The organism is Novosphingobium sp. BW1, from assembly GCF_008107685.1.
GTDB lineage: Bacteria > Pseudomonadota > Alphaproteobacteria > Sphingomonadales > Sphingomonadaceae > Novosphingobium.
Genome location: NZ_VIRF01000041.1, coordinates 92,726 through 117,016 on the forward strand (window position 1 = coordinate 92,726; position 24,291 = coordinate 117,016).

20 protein-coding genes and 1 tRNA gene are annotated in these 24,291 nt (G+C 63.8%); 14 read left to right on the forward strand and 7 right to left on the reverse strand.

Annotated elements, in window-relative coordinates; translation table 11 throughout:
* Nucleotides 1–110: 110 nt before the first annotated feature.
* Together FMM79_RS02080 and FMM79_RS02085 are read left to right on the forward strand one after the other, a co-directional pair.
* Nucleotides 111–1,547, forward strand: a complete 1,437-nt coding sequence (locus tag FMM79_RS02080; protein WP_148625696.1) for an FAD-binding oxidoreductase — start codon at nt 111–113, stop codon at nt 1,545–1,547.
* 107 nt (nt 1,548–1,654) lie between these two features.
* The gene (locus FMM79_RS02085; protein WP_148625698.1) at nt 1,655–2,440 is read left to right on the forward strand and encodes a SapC family protein; all 786 of its coding nucleotides are present in this window, start codon (nt 1,655–1,657) and stop codon (nt 2,438–2,440) included.
* 403 nt (nt 2,441–2,843) lie between these two features.
* Here FMM79_RS02085 and FMM79_RS02090 read toward each other — a convergent pair whose 3' ends face one another.
* Complete coding sequence (locus tag FMM79_RS02090; protein WP_240338923.1) at nt 2,844–3,752, reverse strand: N-formylglutamate amidohydrolase; 909 nt, start codon at nt 3,750–3,752, stop codon at nt 2,844–2,846.
* A gap of 399 nt (nt 3,753–4,151) precedes the next feature.
* Between FMM79_RS02090 and cpdR the strand changes: the two genes are divergently transcribed.
* Both cpdR and FMM79_RS02100 read left to right on the forward strand, forming a co-directional pair.
* A complete protein-coding gene (cpdR, locus tag FMM79_RS02095; RefSeq protein ID WP_039394380.1) occupies nt 4,152–4,526 on the forward strand; it encodes a cell cycle two-component system response regulator CpdR in 375 nt (124 codons plus the stop codon).
* 98 nt (nt 4,527–4,624) lie between these two features.
* Nucleotides 4,625–4,699 (forward strand) — tRNA-Val (locus FMM79_RS02100).
* A gap of 82 nt (nt 4,700–4,781) precedes the next feature.
* Here FMM79_RS02100 and FMM79_RS02105 read toward each other — a convergent pair.
* On the reverse strand, nt 4,782–5,270 hold the full coding sequence (locus FMM79_RS02105) for an NUDIX hydrolase (RefSeq protein ID WP_240338924.1): 489 nt from the start codon (nt 5,268–5,270) through the stop codon (nt 4,782–4,784).
* A 238-nt stretch (nt 5,271–5,508) separates the two neighbouring features.
* Between FMM79_RS02105 and FMM79_RS02110 the strand changes: the two genes are divergently transcribed.
* The 7 genes from FMM79_RS02110 (at nt 5,509) to FMM79_RS02140 (ending at nt 13,479) form a co-directional block, all read left to right on the forward strand.
* Complete coding sequence (locus tag FMM79_RS02110) at nt 5,509–6,738, forward strand: NADP-dependent isocitrate dehydrogenase (protein WP_148625705.1); 1,230 nt, start codon at nt 5,509–5,511, stop codon at nt 6,736–6,738.
* Nucleotides 6,739–7,041: 303 nt separating this feature from the next.
* Entirely contained in the window at nt 7,042–7,923 is an 882-nt protein-coding gene (locus tag FMM79_RS02115) for a PAS domain-containing protein (RefSeq protein WP_148625706.1), read from the forward strand.
* A 782-nt stretch (nt 7,924–8,705) separates the two neighbouring features.
* On the forward strand, nt 8,706–9,197 hold the full coding sequence (locus tag FMM79_RS02120; protein WP_148625708.1) for a TadE family protein: 492 nt from the start codon (nt 8,706–8,708) through the stop codon (nt 9,195–9,197).
* Nucleotides 9,198–9,208: 11 nt separating this feature from the next.
* Nucleotides 9,209–10,861 carry a pilus assembly protein TadG-related protein gene (locus FMM79_RS02125; protein ID WP_148625709.1) on the forward strand — a complete coding sequence of 551 codons (1,653 nt, stop codon included), beginning with the start codon at nt 9,209–9,211 and terminating at the stop codon, nt 10,859–10,861.
* Between the two features lie 389 nt (nt 10,862–11,250).
* Nucleotides 11,251–12,321, forward strand: coding sequence for a PA0069 family radical SAM protein (locus FMM79_RS02130; protein WP_148625710.1), 1,071 nt, complete (start codon nt 11,251–11,253; stop codon nt 12,319–12,321).
* 224 nt (nt 12,322–12,545) lie between these two features.
* Nucleotides 12,546–13,049: a hypothetical protein gene (locus FMM79_RS02135; RefSeq protein ID WP_148625712.1), complete on the forward strand. Its 504-nt coding sequence runs from the start codon at nt 12,546–12,548 to the stop codon at nt 13,047–13,049.
* 130 nt (nt 13,050–13,179) lie between these two features.
* Nucleotides 13,180–13,479, forward strand: coding sequence for a hypothetical protein (locus FMM79_RS02140; RefSeq protein ID WP_148625714.1), 300 nt, complete (start codon nt 13,180–13,182; stop codon nt 13,477–13,479).
* A gap of 83 nt (nt 13,480–13,562) precedes the next feature.
* Here the strand turns inward: FMM79_RS02140 and dnaE are convergent, their stop codons facing one another.
* Nucleotides 13,563–17,165, reverse strand: coding sequence for a DNA polymerase III subunit alpha (dnaE, locus tag FMM79_RS02145; RefSeq protein ID WP_148625716.1), 3,603 nt, complete (start codon nt 17,163–17,165; stop codon nt 13,563–13,565).
* A gap of 466 nt (nt 17,166–17,631) precedes the next feature.
* Between dnaE and FMM79_RS02150 the strand changes: the two genes are divergently transcribed.
* The gene (locus tag FMM79_RS02150; RefSeq protein WP_148625717.1) at nt 17,632–18,915 is read left to right on the forward strand and encodes a diguanylate cyclase; all 1,284 of its coding nucleotides are present in this window, start codon (nt 17,632–17,634) and stop codon (nt 18,913–18,915) included.
* A 7-nt stretch (nt 18,916–18,922) separates the two neighbouring features.
* Here FMM79_RS02150 and FMM79_RS02155 read toward each other — a convergent pair whose 3' ends face one another.
* From FMM79_RS02155 to FMM79_RS02170, 4 genes are all read right to left on the reverse strand, one after another.
* A complete protein-coding gene (locus FMM79_RS02155) occupies nt 18,923–19,411 on the reverse strand; it encodes a glutathione peroxidase (RefSeq protein WP_148625719.1) in 489 nt (162 codons plus the stop codon).
* On the reverse strand, nt 19,404–19,688 hold the full coding sequence (locus FMM79_RS02160) for a hypothetical protein (RefSeq protein WP_148625721.1): 285 nt from the start codon (nt 19,686–19,688) through the stop codon (nt 19,404–19,406). The genes FMM79_RS02155 and FMM79_RS02160 overlap by 8 nt, the downstream gene beginning before the upstream one ends.
* Nucleotides 19,689–19,828: 140 nt before the next feature.
* A complete protein-coding gene (locus FMM79_RS02165; protein WP_148625723.1) occupies nt 19,829–20,542 on the reverse strand; it encodes an ABC transporter ATP-binding protein in 714 nt (237 codons plus the stop codon).
* Nucleotides 20,535–21,776 (reverse strand): lipoprotein-releasing ABC transporter permease subunit, encoded by a 1,242-nt coding sequence (locus FMM79_RS02170; protein WP_148625725.1) that lies wholly within the window; start codon nt 21,774–21,776, stop codon nt 20,535–20,537. Before FMM79_RS02170 ends, FMM79_RS02165 begins: the two co-directional genes overlap by 8 nt.
* 315 nt (nt 21,777–22,091) lie before the next feature.
* Here FMM79_RS02170 and purF point away from each other — a divergent pair, with 315 nt between their 5' ends.
* Entirely contained in the window at nt 22,092–23,528 is a 1,437-nt protein-coding gene (purF, locus tag FMM79_RS02175; RefSeq protein ID WP_148625727.1) for an amidophosphoribosyltransferase, read from the forward strand.
* Nucleotides 23,525–24,253: an SDR family NAD(P)-dependent oxidoreductase gene (locus FMM79_RS02180; protein ID WP_148625729.1), complete on the forward strand. Its 729-nt coding sequence runs from the start codon at nt 23,525–23,527 to the stop codon at nt 24,251–24,253. Before purF ends, FMM79_RS02180 begins: the two co-directional genes overlap by 4 nt.
* Nucleotides 24,254–24,291: the final 38 nt, after the last annotated feature.

A 24,291-nucleotide genomic window follows, 5' to 3' on the forward strand; every position in this document is an offset into this window, starting at 1 on the left:
CAACAGCTTGAACGCCTGCTGAACCTTGCTTCGGGAAAACACTCCCCGCCCCGCACGCGCCTGCAAGAAGGGATGAAAGTGCCAAGGGGCTGTGCCATAGACCCGCGCAGATGAGCACCTTCGACACCTTCCTCGCCGAGGCCGACGCCCTGCTTGGCCCGCGCGGCCTGACCCGCGATGTAAACCTTACCGCGCCCTGGACGACCGACTGGCGCGGCCGCTTTCACGGCGCCTGCCTCGCTCTCGCCTCGCCGGCCGACACCGCGCAGCTCAGCACGCTCGTGAAGCTTTGCGCGGCGCATGGTGTGACGCTCGTCCCCCAGGGTGGCAACAGCGGCATGTCGGGGGGGGCCACGCCCTCGATCGAGGGCAATCAACTCCTCGTCTCACTGCGCCGAATGAACGCGATGGGCGCTATCGATGTCGCCGAGCAGCGGGTCACCTGCGGGGCGGGCGTCGTGCTCCAGAGGCTTCACGAAGCGGCCGAGGCGCAAGGCTTGCGCTTTCCCCTGACGTTGGGCGGCAAAGGATCGGCCACGGTCGGCGGGCTCATCTCGACCAACGCCGGCGGCACGCAGGTGCTGCGCCATGGCTCGATGCGGGCCATGGTACTGGGCATCGAGGCGGTCCTTGCGAACGGCGAGGTCTATTCGGCGCTGACGCCGCTCCGTAAGGACAACCGGGGTTTCGACCTCAAGCAACTCTTTATCGGCGCGGAAGGCACGCTGGGCATTGTCACGGCTGCGACACTGCAGCTTGTACCGGCCATCGGCGAGCGGGTGGTGATCTGGGCCGCGGCGACCTCGCTCGGCGCCGCGCGCCAACTGCTCCATCACTGCGAGGAGGCGCTTCCGGGCTCGGTCGAGGGCTTCGAGGTGCTGCCCCAGCCCTGCCTCGACCACGTGCTCGAATACCTTGCCGGGGCGCGCGCACCGCTGGCCACGCGCGCCCCCTGGCATGTGCTCATCGAAGCGGTGACGCCGTGCGATGCGCCTGCAGGACCGGGAACCGGCCTGCGCGACCAGTGCGAAGGTGCGCTGGCCAGCGCGCTCGAGGACGGGGTGATCACCGATGCCACGATCGCGGCCAGCGAGGCCCAGGCCGAAGCGTTCTGGACCTTGCGCGAAGCCGTCTCACCCGCCGAACGCGCGCAAGGCCCCGCCGTCCAGCACGACATCTCGGTGCCCGTGGAGGACATGCCCCGCTTCGTCGAGACGGTCAGCTCCCAGCTCGAAGCCGAATGGCCGGGCACGCGCGCGGTCGCTTTCGGGCACCTGGGCGATGGCAATGTCCACTTCCACATGATCGCCCCCAAGGGCGTGGATGCCGCCACCTGGTATGCGGGCGAGGCCAAGGCCATCAGTGCGCGCGTCCATGATCTTGTCACGCAGTGGAGCGGCTCGATCTCGGCCGAGCACGGGATCGGACAGCTCAAACGCGACGAACTGGCCCGGCTCGCCGACCCGGTGGCGCTGTGGCTGCTGCGCGCGGTCAAGTCCGCGCTCGATCCGCAAGGTCTGCTCAACCCCGGCAAGTTGATGAACTGAGTAGAAGTCTCTTAGTGGCGGGAACCCTCGGCTTGCACCGCCGCAATCAAGCCACTAAAGCCACGCGCTGATCTTTTTTTGAAACCTCGATCGCGGAGAGTATTGCAATGGCCACTGCGCCACAGAACCCATCCCTTCCCTTGTTCTACAAGGATCTGGTGCCGCTCAATTCGCAGCAGCACGCAAGCTGGAAGACGCGTTCGACCGACAAGGCGACCTGGCTGGCAGGTGTCAACTCAATTCCCCTGACAGTGGAAGAGTTCCCGCAGGCGCAGCGCCACTTCCCGATCATCTTCACCGGCACCGACCAGCCGATCCCGCTCGCGCTGATGGGCATGAACGAGGGCGTCAACGTCTTCGTCGAGGACGACGGCACGGTTCCCAACCCCGTCTACATCCCGGCCTACGCGCGCCGCTACCCCTTCATGCTCGCCCGTCTGCGCCCGGACAGCGAAGAGCTCTCGCTCTGCGTCGACCCCAGCAGTGACCTGATCGGCGAGATCGAGGAAGGCGAGGCCCTGTTCGCCGACGGCGAACCCACCGATACGACCAAGAACATGCTCAAGTTCTGCGAAAACTTCGAGATGGCTGGTTCGAAGACCGGCAACTTCATGGCCGAACTCAAGAAGCACGACCTGCTCATGGACGGTGAGCTCAACATCGACATCGGCGGCGGCCAGCCCTTCAACTACCGCGGCTTCAAGATGGTTGACGAGAACAAGCTGCGCGAAGTGCGCGGCGACATCCTGCGCCAGTGGAACCAGAATGGCCTCCTCGCGCTGATCTACGCCCACCTCTTCTCGCTCGACCTGGTGCGCGACATCTTCGGCCGCCAGATGCAGCAGGGCAAGGGCCCGCAGGCACCCGCGCAGGCTCCTGCCGCGAATGCCTGATCAGTGCGCCTAACCAGGAACGTCTGATCTTAGGCACCTGATACGGGCCCCTCGTCCGACCGACAATGCCCGCGGCCCGGGTGGACAACGCAGACGCGAAGTTCGCTCGGGCCGCTGCTTTTGAAGGTTACCAACAGCTTCATGACAAAAATGTCACAATTTTATTTGATAATCCGGCAGCGTGATTTTTTAGCTGGACATGATGCACGATTTTTGCGTCAAAGAATCGCTTGAACTCGGCACAAGGTTCGCTATGTTGAAGTCAGCCTGATCGGCGCTACCCTCATGGCCCGATCGGCTGGTGCACTCGATGTGCACCTCCTCCCTGAACCTTGGCCACCTCGCGCGTTGCGCGGGGTGGTTTTTTTAGGTCTGCAGGCGCGAGGCGCCAGACCTCCTGTGTCTATTGCGCGGCAAGTGGCCAACCCTCGCCACCATCCTCAGTCCCGCGCGGGCGCGCCAGTTCCATGACCGCCGCAGCCTGGGCCCTAACGAGGCCCGCAAGCTGCTCCACCAGAACGTCCACACCCGCGCTCGGCGTGCGCATCTTCGGATCGAGATAGCACGTCCGGTCAATCTCGACCTGGAGCGCGTGGATGCCGCGACGGGGCGCGGCATGACGGTCGAGCACATACCCCCCCGCATAAGGCCGATTATGCGCCGCAGCGCGCCCGCAACGGGCAAAGTGGGCAAACGTCGCGGCGATGACAGCGCCATGGCAACTCGCCCCGAAGCGATCACCGATCACGATCTCGGCAACGCCCTGGCCGGGCCGGGCCTGGAGCGGAGGCATCGAATGCAGATCGACCAGCAGCGCCACGCCCCAGCGCGCGCGAATTTCCGCCAAGCGCTGCGCGAGCGCGGCGTGGTAGGGCGCATGGACCTGCGCGATCCGGGCCTCGACCTCCTCGCGGCGCAGTGAACGGCGCCACAGCTCGCCAATGCCCGGCAGACGCCGGGGAATGAGACCAAGGCCGCTGCGCGCCCGTGGCGACAGGCTCCCGCGCGACCCGCCCGAGACCCCTCCGCCCGGCATGCGTTCGACCATGCCCCAGTCGACATCCTCGGGCGCGCGGTTGAGATCGATCATCGCCCGCGGCGCATGCGCCAGAAGCAAGTCGACGCCGGTCGCCTCGGCCACCCCGCACGCAAGGATATCCACGAAGCGATCCTCCAGCCGCACACTGGCCTGCGCGCTTTCGCGCAAGTCGGCAAGAAGCCCTTCGGGATAGGCCCTGCCGGCGTGCGGCACAGCCAGCAGGATCGGCATCTCGCCCGCGCCGCCTCCATGCAGCGTGTACGCAGGCTGCACCCCCACATGCCCCGGCACACACCCTCCCGACAGCGCGAGAGACGGCGCGAGAGACGGAGCAATTGGGCCGGACGGCGAATCTGGTAAATGGGAAGCAGGCGACATGCCGCGAACGCTGCCCCGTTCCCACGTCCCTGTCAAAGCCCGGACACATGCCCAGCATCGCCATGTCTCCCCCGACAGGGCCCGAAGTCCATTCCGGGCAAGAAATTTAACCCCAACCGCGCTATGGCGAGTCGACGAGAGCATTTTCCAGTCAGATGGATTCACCTGATGATTCCGAAAATGCACAAAGCCAGTCATCTGGAGCGGTTGATCCTACACAATCGGATCGGGAGGCCGTTTCAGGGACACCGCCCCGCGGTCGCACACGAACACCAGGTTGGAATAAGACAAGAGATGATCCGCATCCTCCTAGCCGAAGACGATCAGGCCATGCGCACCTACCTCGCACGCGCACTGGAAAATGCCGGGTACGACGTCGTCGCGGTTGACCGCGGCACGCAGGCGCTGCCCCACCTCGAAAGCGACAGCTTCGACCTGCTCCTCTCCGACATCGTCATGCCCGAAATGGACGGCATCGAACTGGCCCAGCGCTGTGCCAAGATCGCGCCCGCCACCAAGGTCATGTTCATTACCGGTTTTGCCGCCGTGTCGCTGCGCGCCAGCCGCGAGGCGCCGCAGGCCAAGGTCCTTTCCAAGCCCTTCCACCTGCGCGATATCGTCTTGGAAGTGCAGCGAATGTTTGGTTTGAGCGAGCACGCGCAGATCTGATTACATTTTTCTGAAAAAAGCCCTTGCTAAGAATCGGAAGCCCCTTTAGAGGGCCTCTCCACCGAGGGGGACAACTTCTCGGAACGCTCGAATGGAGTGGGCGTATAGCTCAGTGGTAGAGCACTATGTTGACATCGTAGGGGTCGCAAGTTCAATCCTTGCTACGCCCACCATTCCGCAAGACCCCGCCGGCTGAAAAGCTAGGCGGGGTTTTTGTTTGGGACTTTGCGCGCCGTTCACCGAGCGCCTCTCGTTTTACCAGACACCCGCATCGACGAGCATGGCCGCCAGGTCCTCGGGCCAGACCTGCTCCTCCAGCCGCTCGAGTTCTGCACGAGGACACCAACGGTGTCCGACAATGGCGTCCTGCTCCAGGGCGGTGCGATGGAGAACCGACAGCGCTGCGCCATCGCTGCGCACCAGGAAGTAGCGCTCCTCGCTCTCCACTGGTTCGCCTGTAGGCATAACAAAGTGCACTGTTCGCCGTGCCACCTCGCGGCCGGGATCGGTTACCGCAAGGCCGGTCTCCTCGAACAGTTCGCGCAACGCGGCCTGCGCGAAGTCCTCGCCCGGCTCGAGCCCGCCGCCCGGCGTCGCCCAGAAATCGCCTCCGCGCAAAGCGCCCTCGCGAAAGACGAAGCGCAGCAGCAAAACGCGCAACTGCGCGTCGAGTACAAGCAAGCGGGCGGCACGGCGGTTTCGCATGATGCGCGCAGCGATGCCCGAAGAGTCGCACCTGCGCAATCGCGCATCCTGCCCGCCTTCCCGCCACTTCGCTGTCCCGCATCGCGCCCCTGTCGATGCGAGGCCGCTCACCATCGGCGAACGCCATGCCGTTGCGCGGATCGAATAATGCAAATCATTATCTTTAGCTGGCAAGGCGCCGGGATGCTCGGGCAGACCCGCCTTGCTATACGGGCGCTCTCTGCCTAAGAGACGGCCCAATTCTCACCCACTTTCACCCCAGGGGAGCTTTTCTCGAATGGCAAAAATCAAGGTAGTTAACCCCATCGTCGAAATGGACGGCGATGAGATGACGAAGATCATCTGGGAGTGGATCCGCGAACGTCTGATCCTTCCCTACCTCGACATCGATCTGAAGTACTACGATCTCTCGGTCACCAAGCGTGACGAGACCGACGACCAGATCACCGTCGACGCCGCCAACGCCACCAAGCAATATGGCGTCGCGGTCAAGTGCGCCACGATCACCCCGGACGAAGCCCGCGTCGAGGAATTCAGCCTCAAGAAAATGTGGCGTTCGCCCAACGGCACGATCCGCAACATCCTGGGCGGTGTTGTCTTCCGCGAGCCGATCGTCATCAGCAACGTGCCCCGTCTGGTTCCGGGCTGGACTGACCCCATCGTGGTCGGCCGTCACGCCTTCGGTGACCAGTACCGCGCCACCGACACGCTGATCCCGGGCCCGGGCAAGCTGCGCCTCGTGTTCGAAGGCGAAGACGGTCAGGTCATCGACAAGGAAGTGTTCGACTTCCCGGCTCCGGGCGTCGCCATGGCGATGTACAACCTCGACGAGTCGATCCGTGACTTCGCGCGCGCCTCGTTCAACTATGGCCTCAACCTCAAGTGGCCTGTGTTCCTTTCGACCAAGAACACGATCCTGAAGGCCTACGACGGCCGCTTCAAGGATCTGTTCCAGGAAGTGTTCGACACCGAAGGCTTCGCCGAGAAGTTCAAGGACGCCGGCATCACCTATGAGCACCGCCTGATCGACGACATGGTCGCCTCGGCGCTCAAGTGGTCGGGCAAGTTCGTCTGGGCCTGCAAGAACTACGACGGTGACGTGCAGTCGGACACCGTTGCGCAGGGCTTCGGCTCGCTGGGTCTCATGACCTCGGTTCTCATGGCGCCCGACGGCAAGACCGTTGAGGCCGAAGCTGCCCACGGCACCGTGACCCGTCACTACCGCCAGCACCAGCAGGGCAAGGCCACCTCGACCAACCCGATCGCGTCGATCTTCGCTTGGACCCGTGGTCTTTCCTACCGCGGCAAGTTCGACAACACCCCGGACGTCGTCGCCTTCGCCGAGACCCTCGAGCGCGTCTGCATCGAGACCGTCGAGAGCGGCAAGATGACCAAGGACCTCGCGCTCCTGATCGGTCCGGACCAGAGCTGGATGACCACCGAGCAGTTCTTCGAGGCGATCGTCGAGAACCTCGAGAAGGAAATGAAGGCCCAGGGCCTCGGCTAAGCCAAAACCCGGCTTCTTCATCCGAACCGACATGCGGGGCGGGCTGGACATCCAGCCCGCCCCGTTTGCGTTGGGATGAGGCACGCGGACGCCAAATAAGTTCGCTATGGATCACAGTGGCTGCCTAAAATCTTAAGAAAGTGCTATACACTTGGCTCGTACCCTGCCCTTCGGGATCGCAATGTTCGAATGGCAGCAGGGCGATTGAGCCACGAAAACGTGGACTGGTGATAATCCCTGTTGCCCGGATTGGAGATTCCCTGGCGAACACCGGGGTGGAGAGAGAAGAAGGGCAAGCTAGGTATGGGCTACGTCTCAGCCGCTGAGTTCGTGCGTAAATTTGCGCGCTTTCGCGACGAAGCGCACGATACGCCAGTGTTCATCACCCACCATGGGCGCGAGACGCACGTGCTGTGCACGATTGACTTGTGGAACCGCATCGGCGGTGGCGAACCGGGCGAGAACCCGAACAAGCGCAACGAATCGGCCAACTTTGCGCTCGCCGACTGGATCGATGACGGGATCATCGCCTGTGACGAGAACATGCGCATCGTCTATGCCAACCGCAATGCCCACGCCCTGACCAAGTCGCGGCCCGGCACGCTGATCGGCCACACGTTGATCGAGGCCCTTCCCTGCATCACTGACAGCCTGCTCGAGGTCCAGGCCCGCCAGACGCTGGTGCATGGGCACCCGAACATGGCCGACATCCCCTCCCCCTTCGTCGAGAACGCCTGGCTGCGCTTCCAGACCTTCCCGCTCGATGACCGCCTGACCATTTGCCTCCACGACATTACCCAGGAAGTCGAGCGTCACTTCAAGGCCAACGTCAAGGAAGCCATGATCGCCGCGCTCAACAAGCATGGCGGCGTGGCCTACGCCCGCGTCTCCGTGCGCGGCACCATCGACCGCGTTGATGCACCCTTCTGCGAAATACTTGACCTCCCCGAGGAGCGTCTCATCGGCGTCGCACTGACCGACCTGGTCGCTCTTACCGACAAGGTCGCCTTTCGAGAAAAACTCGAAGGCGTGTTGCGCGGCGGCGAGCCGGTCCGCCTGCACACCCACTTCCTCACCAACCGAGGCAAGACGATTCCGCTGTGCATGGCCCTCGTGCGGCTCGAAGGGGTTTACGGCAGCGAAGGCGCCATCGCCGTCTTGACCGACGAGAGCGAGAGCGCCTGAAGCAAACTGCCTACAACGAGGCAGATGCAGAGTGCCATCGTGATGCGCCCGCCCGCCCGGAGCTTGTCCGATCCGTTTCAATGTTCCAAGCTTGACCAATGCGTGTCCCCGACGACCCAACCCACAGACGCTTTTCGACCATAGCCAAATCCGCAGCAGTGCGGGGCTATACGGGGACCGCGTTGGTCTTGGTGGTAATTGCCATCGTTGAAATGCAGCCCTTGTTCACGTTCGCACGCCAAGCGTGGATCATCCCGGTTCTCATCGCCGGATATGGCACATTCGCCATCCCTTTCACGGCACTTGGGCTATGTCTCTTTGGTCTGCCTCTCCGCGCGCTTCTGGGCCCCTGGCGCGACGCCCGCGGGATGGCTCTGCTCGCCGCGCTGTGTGGAGCCGCGGCGGGGCTCATCTTCTTCTGGCTTTTTACCGTCCTGATCTGGGGCCCACTTACCCTTGCGACCTTCAAGAGTGGCCTATTCGGCATCACTTGGGGAGTGCCCACAGGGCTCGCGTATTGGCATTTCGAGAGGAAGGCTTCTGCTCCTCCCGGAATTACGGGGCGGACAAAGGTAAACAGAAAATGGCGGTAACCATCAATACAATACGAAGGATTGCGGGACCGGGCCTTTACACGAGATTAACCACCACTCCAACTCGCTGAGACGCCCCCCCTTTTCCCAAGGACAGCCTGTGTAAAATACAAAGCCCGCCCTTCCTGGCCTTCAAACCCTCCTTTGCATTCCACGCGCATCCTGAGCGTGGAGATAAGGAGAGAGACGATGACCAAGGCTATCGGAGGAGCCTTTTACCCACGTTACGCGCGGCCTCGCCGCATTCTGGCTCCCGTCGCGCGGCGCCTGGCGCGGATCCGCCGTCTGCCCGCCCACACAGGCGGCGCGGTCTTGGTGGAAGCTGCGCTTGCCCTTCCCGTCCTTATCATGCTGCTTCTGGGCGTTGTGACATACGGAGGCTGGTTCATGGCCGCCCATTCGCTGCAGCAGGTCGCCAACGAGGCGGCCCGCGCTTCGGTCGCCGGGCTCGACGCGCTCGAGCGGCGTCAGCTGGTCGACACCAGTGTTGCCGACAGCGTCCTGCACAGCGGCACGCTCGATCCGGACCTGGTGACCGTGCGAACCGGTCTCGACGGCCAGTATTACCGTGTCACCCTCGTCTACGATGTCAGCAAGGCCGAAATGTTCACCAACTCCCTGGTGCCCCTGCCCGGCGACACGATCGCGCGCGCAGCCACCGTCCAGCTTGCCGGGATCTGAGGAGTTGGCCGATGAAAACACTCTCGACACGCCTTCGCACCCTTCGCTGCCGCAACGAGGGGGCGGTCACCGTCATGCTGGCAGGCTCGCTGCTCATGCTCATGGGGGTGGCAACGGTTGCCGTGGATCTGGGCGCGATCTACCTCGCTGAGCGCCGCCTTCAGGGCCTGGCCGATGCCGCCGCAATGGCCGCTGCGCAGGAAAATGCCATCGAAATGCGCCGCTCCGCCGTCCAGGACCTCATAGACCGAAGCCACGAGGCCGACATCGAGATCGCCAAACTCGAAAGCGGGACCTATCGCCAGGACAAGATCGTGCCGCTGAACGAGCGGTTTCAGCTTGGCGGGGAGGACAGCGCCGCGCGCGTCCACCTTGTCCAGACCGTCCCGCTCTTCTTCGGGCGTGCACTCGGCTTCGAAACGGCCACGGTGCGCGCACGCGCGACGGCCGCGCGGATTGACATGGCCGCCTATTCGCTGGGTTCGAACCTTGCCACCGTGTCGGACGGTATTCCCAACGCGCTGCTCTCGGCGCTGATCGGGACCGAGCTCAATCTCTCGGTGCTCGATTCGCAAAACCTCGCCAGCGCCAACATCGATCTGCTGGGCTACGCCGAGGCCCTCAAGCTGCAGGTCGATGCGACCGAGGGCACCTACGCCGAACTGTTCGACACGCCTGTACCACTGAGCGACGCGCTGCGCGCGATCGGCTCGAGCGCGTCCGACAGCACCACGCTTGCCCTCATCGACCGCATCGCGGACGAGGCTCCCTTCGTCGAGGTGCGCCTTGCCGACCTCCTGGATCTGGGCCCCTACGGCGCGCTTGACTACGATCCGGGCACGGCGGGCGTTGAGGTCGATGCCTTCTCGCTGGTGCGCATGCTGCTGGAACTTTCTCACGGCGACACGCTCGACATCGAACTCGATCTGGCCGCCACCGGCCTCTCCAACGTCCATGTGCGCCTCGTACGCGGCTATGGACTGGCCCAGTCTCCCTGGCTGACAATCACCGGCGCGCGCGATTACGTCCTGCGCACGGCCCAAGCCCGGCTGCTCGTGTCCGCGCGCGTGGGCACGGGGAGCCCCTGGCTGCCTTCGGTCGAGCTGCCCCTCTACACCGAGCTTGCCCAGGCCGAGGCGACCCTCGACGATATCCAGTGCAGCGGCGATCCGGATAGCGACGGCGTGCGGCTTGGTGTGACGCCGGCCGTCGGCACCATCGGCATCGGGCGGCCCGACGCGCAGGACATGGGAGACCTTTCGAGCCCGGTCACGCTTTCGCGGGCCACGCTCGTCAACGTGCCGCTGATTGCGCGCGTTACCGCATTATCAGAAGTGTCGCTAGGCGGTGCGACCGGACCACAAGAGGTCCTCTTCACCTTTGCCGACATCCGCGACAAGGTTACCAAGACCGTCTCGACCCGGGATCTCACCCAGTCGCTCGCGACCTCGCTGATCGCGCAGACCGACCTCGAAGCCCAGACCCTGGGCCTGTCACTCAGCCTGTCCTCTGTGACCAACATCGTAGGTAATACCCTGGCTACGATTGCCCCGACACTCGATGCGACCGTGTTCTCTCTCACGCAGGCGCTCGGTGTCCGCCTCGGGGCAGCCGATGTTCAGGTCAACAAGGTCCGCTGCGGAGTGCCCACCATCCTCGCTTGACGCATCCGGACCGACCTTCGGGAGAGCTTCCCCCTTTTCTCTCTCCCGACACCTACCGGGCCCGCCGCCAGACCCTCGGCAGCGGGCCCGTTTTCCTCTGCGGCCCAGGCCTCGAACAAGAACGAACATGCGGGGACGTCTTTCCTGCGAGCCCATAGACACCGGGATAGACACCTGCCCGGCCCCTGTTTGCGAGGTCGCCCCGATTGGGGCAACTGATCGCGACATTCAAAGTCCCCCCGGAAAGTCAGACGGTCATCTGCGGTTCTAGCGTTGAAATATTCCATCCCTTTGCGATCTCACATTGCATTTGCCGTTAGAATTCAGAGCCATCCGCGAATGCGCACCCATACCTTGATTGCAGCATAAGTTCTCTATATGTTCCAAACATGGACGCCATCAAAGGCCGCGGTGCGGTCAGCAATCAGACAAGTACACGCTTCAATCTCACGCAAATTGAGAGCGATGGGGACTGGCTTGACGAGCGTGAGCAAATCGATGGCCCGCCCCCGTCGGTCGCTACGGTCATCACCGAGTTGCACCCCAAGACAATTGTCTCCTTCAACCAATCGCCCGACATCCCCTTCGACCGCTCGATCAACGCCTACAACGGGTGCGAACATGGCTGCATCTACTGCTTTGCCCGGCCCAGCCATGCCTACCACGACCTCGCGCCGGGGCTCGACTTCGAAACCAAGCTCTTCGCCAAGCCCAACGCGGCCCAGTTGCTGCGCGAAACGCTGGCCCGCCGGAATTACCGCGTCGCGCCGATTGCGATGGGGACCAACACCGATCCCTACCAGCCGATCGAGCGGCACTACCGGATCACCCGGGAAATTCTCGAACTGTGTCTGGAGGTCGGCCACCCGGTCAGCCTCGTCACTAAGTCGGACCGCATCCTTGCCGACAGCGAAGTGCTGACCGAGCTGGCGCGGCGCGATCTCGTCAGCGTCGGGATTTCGGTCACCAGCCTAGATGCCCGTCTCTCCCGCCTGCTCGAACCGCGCACGGCGGCCCCTGCCAAACGCTTTGCGGCGCTCGAGGCCCTGAATGCTCAAGGTATTCCCGCCCACGCCATGATTGCGCCAGTCATCCCCGCGATCACCGACCACGAACTGGAAAGCCTGGTCGAGGCGGCGGCGGCGGCGGGATCGCGCGGGGCCATGTGGATCATGCTGCGCCTGCCCCTCGAGGTTGCCCCTCTCTTTCGCGAATGGCTCGAGGCCCATTTCCCCGACCGCGCGGGCAAAGTTATGGCTATCATCCGCGAAATGCGCGGCGGGCGCGACAACGATCCGCGCTTCGGCGAACGCTTCCGCCCCAAGAGCCCCTGGGCGGACCTCGTGCGCAGCCGGTTCCGCCTTGCCATGAAGCGCCACAACCTTGGGCCTCCCGGGGTCCACCTCGATTGCAGCCAGTTTCGCGCGCCCTCGCCCGACGGGCAGCTCAGCTTACTGTAGAGCCCGGGTCGAATTCACGAAGGCGCACAGCAAGGCTGTCCGGCGTGAGCCGGGGCGGACATTTCCGGGAGCCAGCAGGCAATCGCCTCCCCATCGCCTTTTGCAAGGTTGCACCCTCTTCTCCAAAGCTCGGACACCCCATAAAACAATACACTTACCTAATAGCTTGGGCCGTGCGTTCATGGCGCACTTGCAATTCCCACCGTGCTCCCGGAGGAAAACCCATGAACGCCCCGCGCCTCGTTCTGACCCTTGCCAGCCTGGCCAGCCTCGCCCCCGCTGCGGGCGCGTCCTCGCCCCCGGTCCGCAGCACGCCCCTGCACACCACGAACCGCACACACGCCTGCACCCCGGGCTGCCTCTCCACGACCGAGGCGGTCACCTACGCCTCCTATCTCGGTTCTAAGGCTGGCGTTGCCGGGACTTTTGAAATGCCCGTGCGCGCGGTGGGCGCGCAGAACGGCCACATCTACCTCAACTCCGAGCGCGACTACCGTGACCGCAATTGCCTGACGGTCTCCATTCCCGTGCGCACTGCGCGGGTCATGTTTGACAATGATGATCCGGAGGAGATCGCCAAACAATTGAAGGGCAAGCGCATTTTCGTAAAAGGCATCGCTCGGCAAATCCGCATCAACTTCTTCGCGAACGGCCAGCCGACCGAGAAATATTATTTCCAGGTCCATGTCCTCGCCGACCAGCCCGAGCAGGTACGCCTCGCGGCCTGAGGCGCGACCAGCTTCCATTCCGCACCTTCCGGCTCCCCTATGAACGCGCGGTAATATACGGTTCATGGAACCGGACACGCGCATCCTTGGTTATTCCCGGCAACATGAAACAATAACGGGATGCGAAACCATGGCAGATGAATACGTGACCCAGGAGCGCCGTACCAGCACCGAGGAGCCGACTGCGGCACAGCCCACCCACACCACCGTGATCCACGAGAGCAAGTCCTCCTCGGGCGGCAGTGGCCTCGTCATCGCGCTGGTCCTGCTGGTGGCCGTCGTGGGCGGCTTCTACCTTTTCAGCCAGACGTCTTCGAGCGAGGTCGCGCGCGACAACGCCATTGCCGATGCGGCGCAGGATGTCGGCAACGCGGCCTCGCAGATCGGCGACGCGGCCGAGAGCGCGGCCGAAGGCGCCGCCAACAACTAAGGCCCCGCGCCTCACATGCAAAAGGCCCGGCATTCCATGGGGAGTGCCGGGCCTTTCTGCGTACTTGAAAGGACGCGCGGCAATCAGGCCGCGCGGCGCACACTCTCCGGGCCCTGACGGGCGATCAGCGAGATATTCGATAGCCCCTCGACACTGGCGAGTTGCTCTGCAAATTCGCCGTCGAGCGCAAAGTCGCGCCCCAGCCGCACCCGCTGGTCGCGGCCATCGCCCAGCTTCAGCGTCGCCATCACCTCGCCCGTTCCCTTGCGTCCCGGACGCATCAGAAGGGCCAGTTCCTGCACGGCCTCGACCGTGCTGATGTCGAGGCGCAGGAGCATACGCGCGCCCGCCGTTACTTCAGCAAGCGGGCGTCCGCTGCGCACGGTGACGCGCGGCGGCTCGTCTTCGCTCGGGCTGTCGAGCTCGACCTGAAGCAGCAGGCAGGCGTTCTCCTTGCCCCAGGCCACGAAGGCATCGACCATGTTCTCTTCAAAGCAGCAGGCCGAGAAGTTGCCCGACGCGTCCGAGTAATCGACCATGACGAAGTCCTTGCCTCGCTTGGTCTTTCGCTTCTGCACGTTCTCGACCATCGCGGCCATGACGGCACCAGTGCGCCCGCCCTCGCCACCACCGGCCATGAGGCTGGTGTAAGTGCGCGCGCCGTTCGCCGAGGCGACCGCGCGGTACTGCTCGACCGGGTGCGCGGCGAAGTAAAAGCCGAAGACCTCGCGCTCCTTGGCCATCTGGTCCATGCGGCTCCAGGGCTTGGCATCAACCAGGCGCAGGCCCTGCACAGCGTGGTCTTCATCGCCGAACAGGCCGCCTTGCGTCGAATTGCGCTCGCGCGCGGACATGTCCGCCTCGGCCAAGAGCGTATCGGCGTTGGCAATGACCTTGGCGCGGTTTGGTTCAAGGCTGTCGAGGCCCCCTGCCGCGCCCAGGCTTTCCAGCAGGCGGCGATTCATGGACCCGGCAGGCGCACGGCGAAACAGGTCATCAAGGCTGGTGAAAGGCCCGCTGGTCTCGCGCTCCTTGACCACCGCGTCCATCGCCTTCTCGCCAACGTTGCGGATGCCCGCCAGCGCGTAGCGCACGGCGAGACTGTCGTGGGTTTCCTCGACGATGAACTCGGCTTCGGACTTGTTGATGTCGGGCGGCGCGACCTCGATGCCGTTGCGCCGCATGTCGTCGACAAAGATCGCCAGCTTTTCCGACTGGTGCATGTCGAAGCACATGGCCGCGGCGTAGAATTCGTGCGGGTAGTGCGCCTTGAACCAGGCGGTGTGGTAGGCGAGCAGCGCGTAGGCCGCCGCGTGCGACTTGTTGAAGCCGTACCCTGCGAACTTGTCGATCAAGTCGAACAGTTCGTTGGCCTTGGGCGCATCGATATCGGAGACTTCCTTGCAGCCTGCGACGAAGCGCTTGCGCTGCTTGTCCATCTCGGCCTGGACCTTCTTGCCCATGGCGCGGCGCAGAAGGTCTGCATCGCCGAGCGAGTATCCGGCAAGGATCTGCGCGGCCTGCATGACCTGTTCCTGATAGACGAAAATCCCGTAGGTTTCCTCCAGGATACCTGCCAGTTTCTCGTGCGGGTAGATGATCTTCTCCAACCCGTTCTTGCGTCGGCCAAAGAGCGGGATGTTGTCCATCGGGCCCGGGCGGTAGAGCGAGACGAGCGCGATGATGTCGCCGAAGTTGGTCGGCTTCACCGCCGCGAGCGTGCGGCGCATGCCTTCCGATTCCAACTGGAACACGCCAACCGTGTCGCCGCGCTTCAAGAGCTCGTAAGTGCCCGGATCGTCCCAGCTGAGCGTCGAGAGGTCGATCGTGATGCCCCGGCGTTCCAGAAGATCGCAGGCGCGGCGCAGAACCGAAAGCGTCTTGAGGCCGAGGAAGTCGAACTTGATGAGGCCCGTGTCCTCGACGAACTTCATGTCGAACTGCGTCACCGGCATGTCCGAGCGCGGATCGCGGTAGAGCGGGACCAGCTTTTCCAGCGGTCGGTCGCCGATGACAACGCCCGCCGCGTGGGTCGAGGAGTTGCGCGGCATACCTTCAAGCTGGACCGCGAGGTCGACGAGGCGCCTCACTTCGGGATCATTGTCGTACTCGCGGCGGAATTCCTCAACCGGCGGCGAAATGGAGCCGTCCTTCTCCTTCTTGCCGTTGAGCGCCTGGTCGAGCGTCCACGGGTCAGTCGGATGGTTGGGCACCATCTTGCACAAGCTGTCGACACGGCCATAGCCCATCTGCAGGATACGCCCGCAGTCGCGCAGCACCGCGCGCGCCTTCATCTTGCCGAAGGTGATGATCTGGGCAACGTGGTCATGCCCGTACTTCTTCTGCACGTAACGGATCGTTTCGCCGCGCCGCGTTTCGCAAAAATCGATGTCGAAGTCGGGCATCGAGACGCGTTCCGGGTTGAGGAAGCGTTCGAACAGCAGACCCAGCTTGAGCGGATCAAGGTCGGTGATGGTGAGCGCCCAGGCGACCAGCGAACCGGCGCCCGAACCACGGCCCGGGCCGACCGGAATGCCATTGTCCTTGGACCACTTGATGAAGTCGGCAACGATCAGGAAGTAACCGGGAAAGCCCATGCCGACAATGATGTCGATCTCGAATTTCAGCCGCTTCGCGTAGTCGATGAAGTCCTCGGTGACGCCCTTCTCCCGCAAGGTCTCGTAGGCGGCGGTCAGTTCGTCCCCCTCGAAGGCGAGCGCCTCGTCGAGTTCAGCCTCGGTGGCCTCGGGCCAGTAGGGGGCGAGACGGCGCGCAAGACCCCGGCGCGAATCGCGCGCAAGCATGGCTTCCTCGCCCTTCTTGTCACCAGCGAGGCTGGGCAGCAGCGCGGGACGGCGCGGCGGGACATAGGCGCAGCGTTGCGCGACGACGAGGGTGTTGGCCATCGCCTCGGGCAGGTCGGCGAACATTTCCTCCATGGCCTCTATCGGCTTGACCCAACGCTCGGGCGAAGAGCGCGGACGTTCAGCAGCATCGACCTGGGTGGAATTGGCGATGCACAGCATGGCATCGTGCGCGTCGTGGAAAGTGCTTTCCGAGTATTGCGCCGGGTTCGAGGCCACGAGCGGGATATCGCGCGCATAGGCGAGATCGATCAGCGCCTCCTCGCTCGCGTACTCGACCTCTTCGCCGGTGCGGGTGATCTCGATATAGACGCGGCCCGGGAAGAAGCGTTCGAGCGCTTCGCAATAGCGTGTCGCCTCAGCCGCATCGCCCTTGGCGAGGAGCCGCGCGAGCGCGCCCTCATTGCCGCCTGAAAGGCAAATCAACCCATCGGTGTAGCCTTCGAGCGAATCGAGCTCGATGTGCGGCTCCAGTTCGAGAGGGCGTTCGAGGTGCGCGCGGCTGACGTGGCGGCACAGGTTCTCCCAGCCGGCTTCGTTCTGCGCGAAGAGCGCGAGCCAGTCGATCGGGCGGTCCTGCCCCTGCGCCACGGCGCCCGGGCGTGCAACGGCAAGAAACGTTCCGACGATGGGCTGGATGCCCGCTCCCTTGGCCGCCTGGGCGTAAGTGGGCGCGGCGTAGAGGCCGTTGCGGTCGCAGATCGCCATGGCAGGGAAACCCCGGGCTTTCGCCAGTTTCGCCATGGCCTTGGGGTCGATCGAGCCATCCAGCATCGTGTAACTGGAGAAGATGCGCAAGGGTACGAAAGGAGAGAACGCCATGTCCGCGATCTAGGCCCCGGGCTGCGGTCGGATCAAGACCTTACGGGCATCGAGTGGGGGATAGACGCGCACGCGAGCGCGCCGCAGGCGCACGAGGCGTAAACGGTGGTTAACGCCAAGGCACGACAATACGGCACTCATCCGGACAGCGATAATACCCTCGTCGCGACTGCAATTACGAAATCTTTGTAGTTATAAAAGCTTACACCCTAAGTTTAAAGCACCCTCCCTCTTTTCAATCTACGTACAAAGAGTTAAGGATAGTTTCCGATAAATACATCCTGGAACGAGAGCGTGCATCGGCGCGACGGACAGCAATCAGGGTAAGCCATAGGCAGCAAGGCATGCGCCTTGACCGCAGGTGGTTGCGCCCGCTCAAGATGAGGACGCCAGTTCGCCATGCCCGGTATCACGCTGTTCCATTTTGCTCTTTCGGCACGCGCCGTGGCCCGGCGCTGACCCCAGGATGGCGGACATCCCCACCATTGCCGTGTGCAGTACGGCGGCCGCGGCGATCCTGTGCATCACAATGGTCCTGGCGTGGTTCAAGGACGGTCGCCCACGCCATTCGGCTTGGCTTTTCTCGCCCTTCGCGGTGGCCATCCCCGCCGGTATCCTGCTAAGCTATCCGGACGAGTTGGGCGGCCCTCGCGCGCTTGCCCTGGGCTGGTTCCTGTTCACGCTGATGTTTGGCGCGGCCTGGCAGTGCGCGCGCTATACCGCACGTCGTCGCCCGCTGCCGTTCCCCGCGCTCATCGCCTGCCTTGTCAGCCTCGTTTTCTCGCTGACGCTCGGGAACGATGCCCAATTTCCAGAGTGGCGCATGTTGCCACGCACGCTGCTGATGGCGGGTTTCAGCCTGCTGAGCGCGCGCGAGTTCCAGAGCCTGCGCAACCGCCACCTGCCCTCAGCCCAGACGCTGGCCTGGATCTTCTACGCCTTCGGCGCCTACCACGCGCTGCGTCTCCCCTTCACGACACTCCTCCCGGCTCCCTACGGCTCGCTCGAGACGCAGACCTGGGCCATCGCCAGCTTCAACTTCCTCCTTGTGCTGCAAGGACTTCTTCTGGCCGTATTCATGACGACGCTGGGACGCGAGCGGATCGCACTGCACCATTTCCAGCTTGCCATGGTCGATCCGCTGACGGGTGTGGGCAACCGCCGAGCGCTCGACCGGCGGCTCGCGCAACTGGCCCGCGAAGATGGCGTGAGCGAGGGACAGGTGCTTGCGCTGGCTGTGCTCGACATTGACAATTTCAAGTCGATCAACGACCGCTTTGGCCATGGCTTTGGCGACGTGGTGATTGCAGGTGCGGCCAATGTCGCCTGCGAGTTTGTCCATCATCGCAGCGCCTTTCGTCATGGCGGGGAAGAATTCGCCGTGCTCGTCGAAGCCGCGTCGCCGGACAACGCCTACGCCAGGGTCGAGCGCATCCGCGCCGCCTTCGCGGCCCGCGCACATCGCAACACCGATCACGCGCACCTGGCAACGCTGAGCGCAGGCGTTGCCATCCACACGCCCGGAGTTTCACCCCAGCAGCTTCTCGACGAGGCCGACCGAGCGCTCTATCTCGCCAAGGCGCTGGGCCGCAATCGTACGGTCCTCGCCGACGAGGCAAGCATGGCGCGGCTCATGGAAGAGGCCCTGCAGGCCGATACCAGCCGGGGGACGTCGCAGGCCACTTCCAGCGCCGACGCGCAGGGAACGCAAGCCCTGGCACCCGACGGACCGGAGCGCCGCCGCGCCTGAGCCTTGCTCAGAGCAGCTTCTCGATATCGTGGGAAAGTGTGTCGGGTTTTTCGGTCGGGCCGTAGCGGCGCACGACATGGCCCTCACGGTCGATCAAGAACTTGGTGAAGTTCCACTTGATCGCTCTGGTGCCCAAAACCCCCGGCGCCTCGGCCTTGAGCCACTGGAAGAGGGGATCGGCGTTCGCGCCGTTGACCTTGATTTTGCCCATGACCGGGAAGGAAAGGCCGAAATTTATCTCGCAAAACTGGGCGATGTCCTCGGCCGAGCCGGGTTCCTGCCCGCCGAACTGGTTGCACGGAAAGGCCATCACCTCGAACCCGCGCGGGCCATAATTGCGATAGAGGGCTTCGAGGCCCTTGTACTGCGGCGTGAAACCGCATTTGCTGGCGGTATTGACCACCAGCACCACCCTGCCGAGACGGTCGGCCAGGCCCACCGTCTCGCCAGAAGGCAACCTCGCCGAAAAATCGGCGATGGTGTGTGGATCAGGCATCGCCCTTGGGGAAATCCGAACGGCGGTAAAGCGTCACGATCTCGGCGTACTTGAAGGTGCGGTCCCCCGCCTTCTGGATCGCGTAGTCCTCACGCTTTTCCTCGGGCAGGTCCATCACGAATTCGATCATCTCGGCCACAGTCCCGCGGCGCAGGACCTTAAAGCGGTGGAACAGGCCGCCGCCGTCCTCGCACTTGTGCAGTTCGGCCGAATCGTTCCAGGCGAAGCCGGAACCGGCGCCTTCACCGCCGTGAATGGTGGAGGGATTGTCGCTCATCGCGCTTGGCCTTTCATGTTCACTCTTATGGGATCGCCCGGTGCTAACGATAGTTGTACCGAGCTTTTGTTTCCATTTGGCAATCTCGATCACCAAAATCAACGCGCGCGTGCGCTCGCGCGGACACGCATGTGCAATTTTCAGGCGAGAACACCTTCATGCAGGCGCACCACCCGGTCCATCGCTGCGGCCAGACGCTCGTTATGGGTCGCAACGAGCGCCGCGCTGCCCTGCCCGCGCACGAGTTCGAGGAACTGGGCAAAGACCGTATCGGCGGTGGCCTCATCCAGGTTGCCGGTCGGCTCGTCTGCCAGCACCAGCCGGGGCGAATTGGCCAGCGCACGGGCAACCGCCACACGCTGCTGCTCGCCGCCCGAGAGCTTGCTGGGCCGGTGGTCGAGCCGCTTGCCCAACCCCAACGCGGTGAGAAGCTGGGTCGCCCGCTCCTCACAGGCACCACGCGCGCGGCCGGTGATGAGCTGGGGCAGGACCACGTTCTCGATCGCGTTGAAATCGGGGAGGAGATGGTGAAACTGGTATACAAAACCGATATGATCGCGCCGCACCGCCGCGCGCGCGTCCTTGCCCAGGTGACTGGCATCGATCCCAGCAATCTCGATGCGCCCGCCAAAGCCGCCCTCAAGCAGCCCAATGGCCTGAAGCATAGTCGACTTGCCCGAGCCCGACGGCCCCAGAAGTGCGACAATCTCGCCCGGCTGGACGGCAAGGTTGACACCGCGCAGCACGTCAATGCGCACACCCCCCTGCTCGAAGCTGCGGGTTACGCCCTCAAGGCGCACGACCGGGTCGGTGGACGGGTCGGCCGGGGCCGGAACGACGAGAGGATCACTCATAGCGAAGGACCTGAACAGGATCGGTGCTCGCCGCCTTGAACGCCGGGTAAAGCGTGGCGAGGAAGCTGAGGACGAGCGAGAGCACGCAGATGACCACGATCTCTATCGGATCGGTGCGCGCGGGCAGCTCGGTAAGGAAGCGGATCGAGGGGTCCCACAGGTTCTGCCCAGTCAGCCTTTCGACCAGATGCACAACCGGCTGGCGGAAATAGAGGAAGACCGCGCCCAGGACCAGGCCGGCGACAGTCCCCGCTGCGCCGATGCAGAAGCCCGCAGTCACGAAGACCTTCATCAGCGAGCGGCGCGTCGCGCCCATCGTGCGCAGGATCGCGATGTCGCGCGTCTTGGCGCGCACCAGCATGATGAGCGAGGACAGGATATTGAACACCGCAACCAGGACGATGATGGAAAGCACCACGAACATCGCCACGCGTTCGACCGCCAGGGCCTCGAAAAGCGAAGCGTTCATCTGCTTCCAGGTCGTGACGACGGCCTTGCCCTTGAGCTGGCGTTCCAGCGGGGCCAGGAACTCACTCACCCGATCAGGGTCGGAAGTCGTGATCTCGATGGTACCGATAGTGTCGCCCAAAAGCAGAAGTTGCTGCGCATTCGCCATGGGCATGATCACGTAGGTCTGATCTAGGTCGTAGATCCCGATCTCGAAGATGGCGGTGACCGTGTAGGCGATCTGGCGCGGCACGGTACCGAATGGTGTCGGGCGGCCAGCCGGGTTGACGATGGTGATGGTATCGCCCACCCGCGCGCCCAGATTCTGAGCCAGCTGTGAGCCGATGGCGATGTTGCTCACGCCGTCCGCCAGCGACTTAAGGCTGCCTTCCTTTACCTTGTCGGCCAGGGCATCGATGTCGCCTTGCGTGTTACCACGCACAAGGATGCCTTCGACCCGGCCATTGAAGGTACTCATCAGCCCCTGCTCGATCAGCGGCGAAGCATGGGTGACGCCCGGGGTCTTGCGGGCCTTCTCGAGCACCTCCTCCCAGTTATCCATACGTCCGCCGTAGGCCTGCACGATAGCGTGGCCGTTGAGGCTTACGATCTTGTCGAAGAGTTCGGCGCGAAAACCGTTCATCACGCTCATCACGATGACAAGCGCGGCAACGCCGAGCATGACCGCCACGAGGCTGATCCCGGCGACGAGCGCAATGAAGCGCTCCCCCTTGCCGGGCAGCATGTAGCGCTTGGCGATGGTCCATTCGAAAGGAGAGAGTAGCAAGCGGGACGCCGCCTTCTGTGAAGAGGTGAAAACCGGATAAAGCTGTGCAGGCGCCAAGCCTTAGGGTGAAGGTTTGTGGGAGGCAAGCAAGGAGCGGACAGCGCCCCGCACTCGCCGCCCGGACGCGCCCGGCTAAAGCGCACGAGACGTTTCCCGGTTCCCGCCCCGAGACAAGAGCCATGCCGTGTCACATCCGCGCCACCTTTTCCCGTCAGGAGCACAATGGCGCTGCTTGCGGGTTCACGCCCTCTTGCAATTGCGGCCGATCCCTGCAAATGCGCCCTCGACCTTGACGCAGGCGCGGGCCCTCATTCCATGAACCTTACACACCCCTTTCGTGACGCCGACGGGGACAAACTGCGCGAAGAGTGCGGTGTCTTTGGCGTAATCGGAGCGCAGGAGGCGGCGAACATCACCGCCGCCGGTCTCCACTCCCTTCAGCATCGTGGCCAGGAGGCGGTGGGCATCACCTGCTTCTCGGGCAGCGATTTCCGGTCGCATCGCGGACTTGGCCACGTGGCCCAGGTCTTCGACAACGATACTCTTGAGACGCTTCCGGGCGCGATGGCTTCGGGCCACGTGCGCTACTCAACCACCGGTGGTTCAGGCCTGCGCAACGTGCAACCGCTCTACGCCGATCTGGCCGCAGGCGGCTTCTCGATCGCGCATAACGGCAACATCTCCAACGCGATGACGCTCAAGCGCGACCTCGTGATGAAGGGCTCGATTTTCCAGTCGACATCCGACACTGAGGTGATCATCCACCTCGTCGCGACGAGCCGCTACCCCACCCTTCTCGACAAGTTCATCGATGCCCTGCGCATGGTTGAAGGCGGCTACGCCCTCATCTGCATGACCAACGAGGGCATGATGGCCTGCCGCGACCCGCTGGGCATCCGCCCTCTGGTGATGGGTCGCATCGGCGATGCCATCGTCTTTGCCTCCGAAACGGTGGCCTTCGACGTGATCGGCGCCGAGTTCATCCGCGCGGTCGAACCGGGCGAGCTGGTCCAGGTGGATTTCAAGGGCACGATCTCGAGCCACCGTCCCTTCGGCAGCCCGTCTCCGCGCCCCTGCATCTTCGAGCACGTCTACTTCAGCCGTCCCGACTCGGTGATGGACGGGATCTCGGTCTATCAGGCGCGCAAGCAGATCGGCATGGAGCTGGCCAAGGAATCGCCCGCCAACGCGGACGTGGTCATTCCCGTGCCCGACAGCGGCGTTCCCGCCGCCATCGGCTACGCGCAGGAATCGGGCATTCCCTTCGAGCTCGGCATCATCCGTTCGCACTACGTCGGGCGCACATTCATCCAGCCAGGCGACGCGGCGCGCCATTCCAGCGTGAAGCGCAAGCACAACGCCAACCGCGCCATCGTGGAAGGCAAACGCATCATCCTCATCGACGATTCGATCGTGCGCGGCACGACTTCGATGAAGATCGTCGAGATGATGCGCGATGCAGGCGCGGCCGAAGTGCACATGCGTATCGCCAGCCCGCCCACGCAGCACTCGTGCTTCTACGGCGTCGATACGCCCGAGCGTTCGAAGCTGCTGGCCGCAAAGATGGACACCCAGGCCATGGCCGAGTTCATCAAGGCCGACAGCCTCGCCTTCGTCACCATCGACGGTCTCTACCGCGCGGTGGGTGAACCCAAGCGCGCAAAGAAGTGCCCGCAGTTCTGCGACGCCTGCTTCACTGGCGACTACCCGACCCGCCTAACCGACTTCGAGACCGCGGGCAGCCCGGCATGAGCGCCGCCCCGGCAGCGACGTTCGAGGGCCAGATCGCCCTGGTGACCGGCGCCAGCCGGGGGATCGGGGCGGCCACAGCCAGGGCGCTCGCGGCCGCAGGCGCCCACGTGGTGCTCACCGGCCGCGATACAAAGGCCCTGGAAACGGTCGAGGAAGCGATCTTTGAGGCTGGCGGGTCGGCGACGATTGCCCCTGTCGATCTCGTCGAGCCGGACGGCATCGCACGCCTCGCCACGGCCGTCTCGCAGCGCTGGGGCCAGCTCGACATTCTCGTCATCAACGCGGCGATCCTGCCCGAGCTGACGAGCGTCGCCGACATCGACCAGCGGGTGTTCAACAAGGCGCTGACGACTAACGTGCTGGCATCGCAGGCGCTCATCGCCAATTTCGATCCGCTCCTGCGCAAGAGCCAGGACGCGCGCGTCATCGGCATGACCACGACCGTCGCAGGCGCCCCGCGTGCCTTCTGGGGTGCCTATGGCGCCACCAAGGCCGCGCTCGAGGTCCTGCTCGATTGTTACGCCCAGGAAACGGAAAAAACCTCGAAGATCCGGGTCGCCATCGTTAACCCTGGTGCGACCCGCACCGCGATGCGCGCACGCGCCTATCCGGGCGAGGATCCCGCCACCGTCAAGACCCCCGAGACCGTCGCCAAACGCATGGTGGAGCTCCTTGCCGAGCCCTTCCCCAGCGGACACCGCGAATTTCTTAACCAATCGAAGTAATCTGCGGTAAACTGCTTTCTGACAGCAAAGGCTCTTTC

Coding starts and splice junctions, on each gene's coding strand:
- FMM79_RS02130 (WP_148625710.1), top strand. CDS start 11,251: ATGGACGCCATCAAAGGCCGCGGTGCGGTCAGCAATCAGACAAGTACA.
- FMM79_RS02150 (WP_148625717.1), top strand. CDS start 17,632: ATGGCGGACATCCCCACCATTGCCGTGTGCAGTACGGCGGCCGCGGCG.
- FMM79_RS02180 (WP_148625729.1), top strand. CDS start 23,525: ATGAGCGCCGCCCCGGCAGCGACGTTCGAGGGCCAGATCGCCCTGGTG.
- FMM79_RS02085 (WP_148625698.1), top strand. CDS start 1,655: ATGGCCACTGCGCCACAGAACCCATCCCTTCCCTTGTTCTACAAGGAT.
- FMM79_RS02125 (WP_148625709.1), top strand. CDS start 9,209: ATGAAAACACTCTCGACACGCCTTCGCACCCTTCGCTGCCGCAACGAG.
- FMM79_RS02155 (WP_148625719.1), bottom strand. CDS start 19,411: ATGCCTGATCCACACACCATCGCCGATTTTTCGGCGAGGTTGCCTTCT.
- FMM79_RS02135 (WP_148625712.1), top strand. CDS start 12,546: ATGAACGCCCCGCGCCTCGTTCTGACCCTTGCCAGCCTGGCCAGCCTC.
- FMM79_RS02080 (WP_148625696.1), top strand. CDS start 111: ATGAGCACCTTCGACACCTTCCTCGCCGAGGCCGACGCCCTGCTTGGC.
- FMM79_RS02115 (WP_148625706.1), top strand. CDS start 7,042: ATGGGCTACGTCTCAGCCGCTGAGTTCGTGCGTAAATTTGCGCGCTTT.
- FMM79_RS02120 (WP_148625708.1), top strand. CDS start 8,706: ATGACCAAGGCTATCGGAGGAGCCTTTTACCCACGTTACGCGCGGCCT.
- purF (WP_148625727.1), top strand. CDS start 22,092: ATGAACCTTACACACCCCTTTCGTGACGCCGACGGGGACAAACTGCGC.
- FMM79_RS02140 (WP_148625714.1), top strand. CDS start 13,180: ATGGCAGATGAATACGTGACCCAGGAGCGCCGTACCAGCACCGAGGAG.
- cpdR (WP_039394380.1), top strand. CDS start 4,152: ATGATCCGCATCCTCCTAGCCGAAGACGATCAGGCCATGCGCACCTAC.
- dnaE (WP_148625716.1), bottom strand. CDS start 17,165: ATGGCGTTCTCTCCTTTCGTACCCTTGCGCATCTTCTCCAGTTACACG.
- FMM79_RS02165 (WP_148625723.1), bottom strand. CDS start 20,542: ATGAGTGATCCTCTCGTCGTTCCGGCCCCGGCCGACCCGTCCACCGAC.
- FMM79_RS02160 (WP_148625721.1), bottom strand. CDS start 19,688: ATGAGCGACAATCCCTCCACCATTCACGGCGGTGAAGGCGCCGGTTCC.
- FMM79_RS02110 (WP_148625705.1), top strand. CDS start 5,509: ATGGCAAAAATCAAGGTAGTTAACCCCATCGTCGAAATGGACGGCGAT.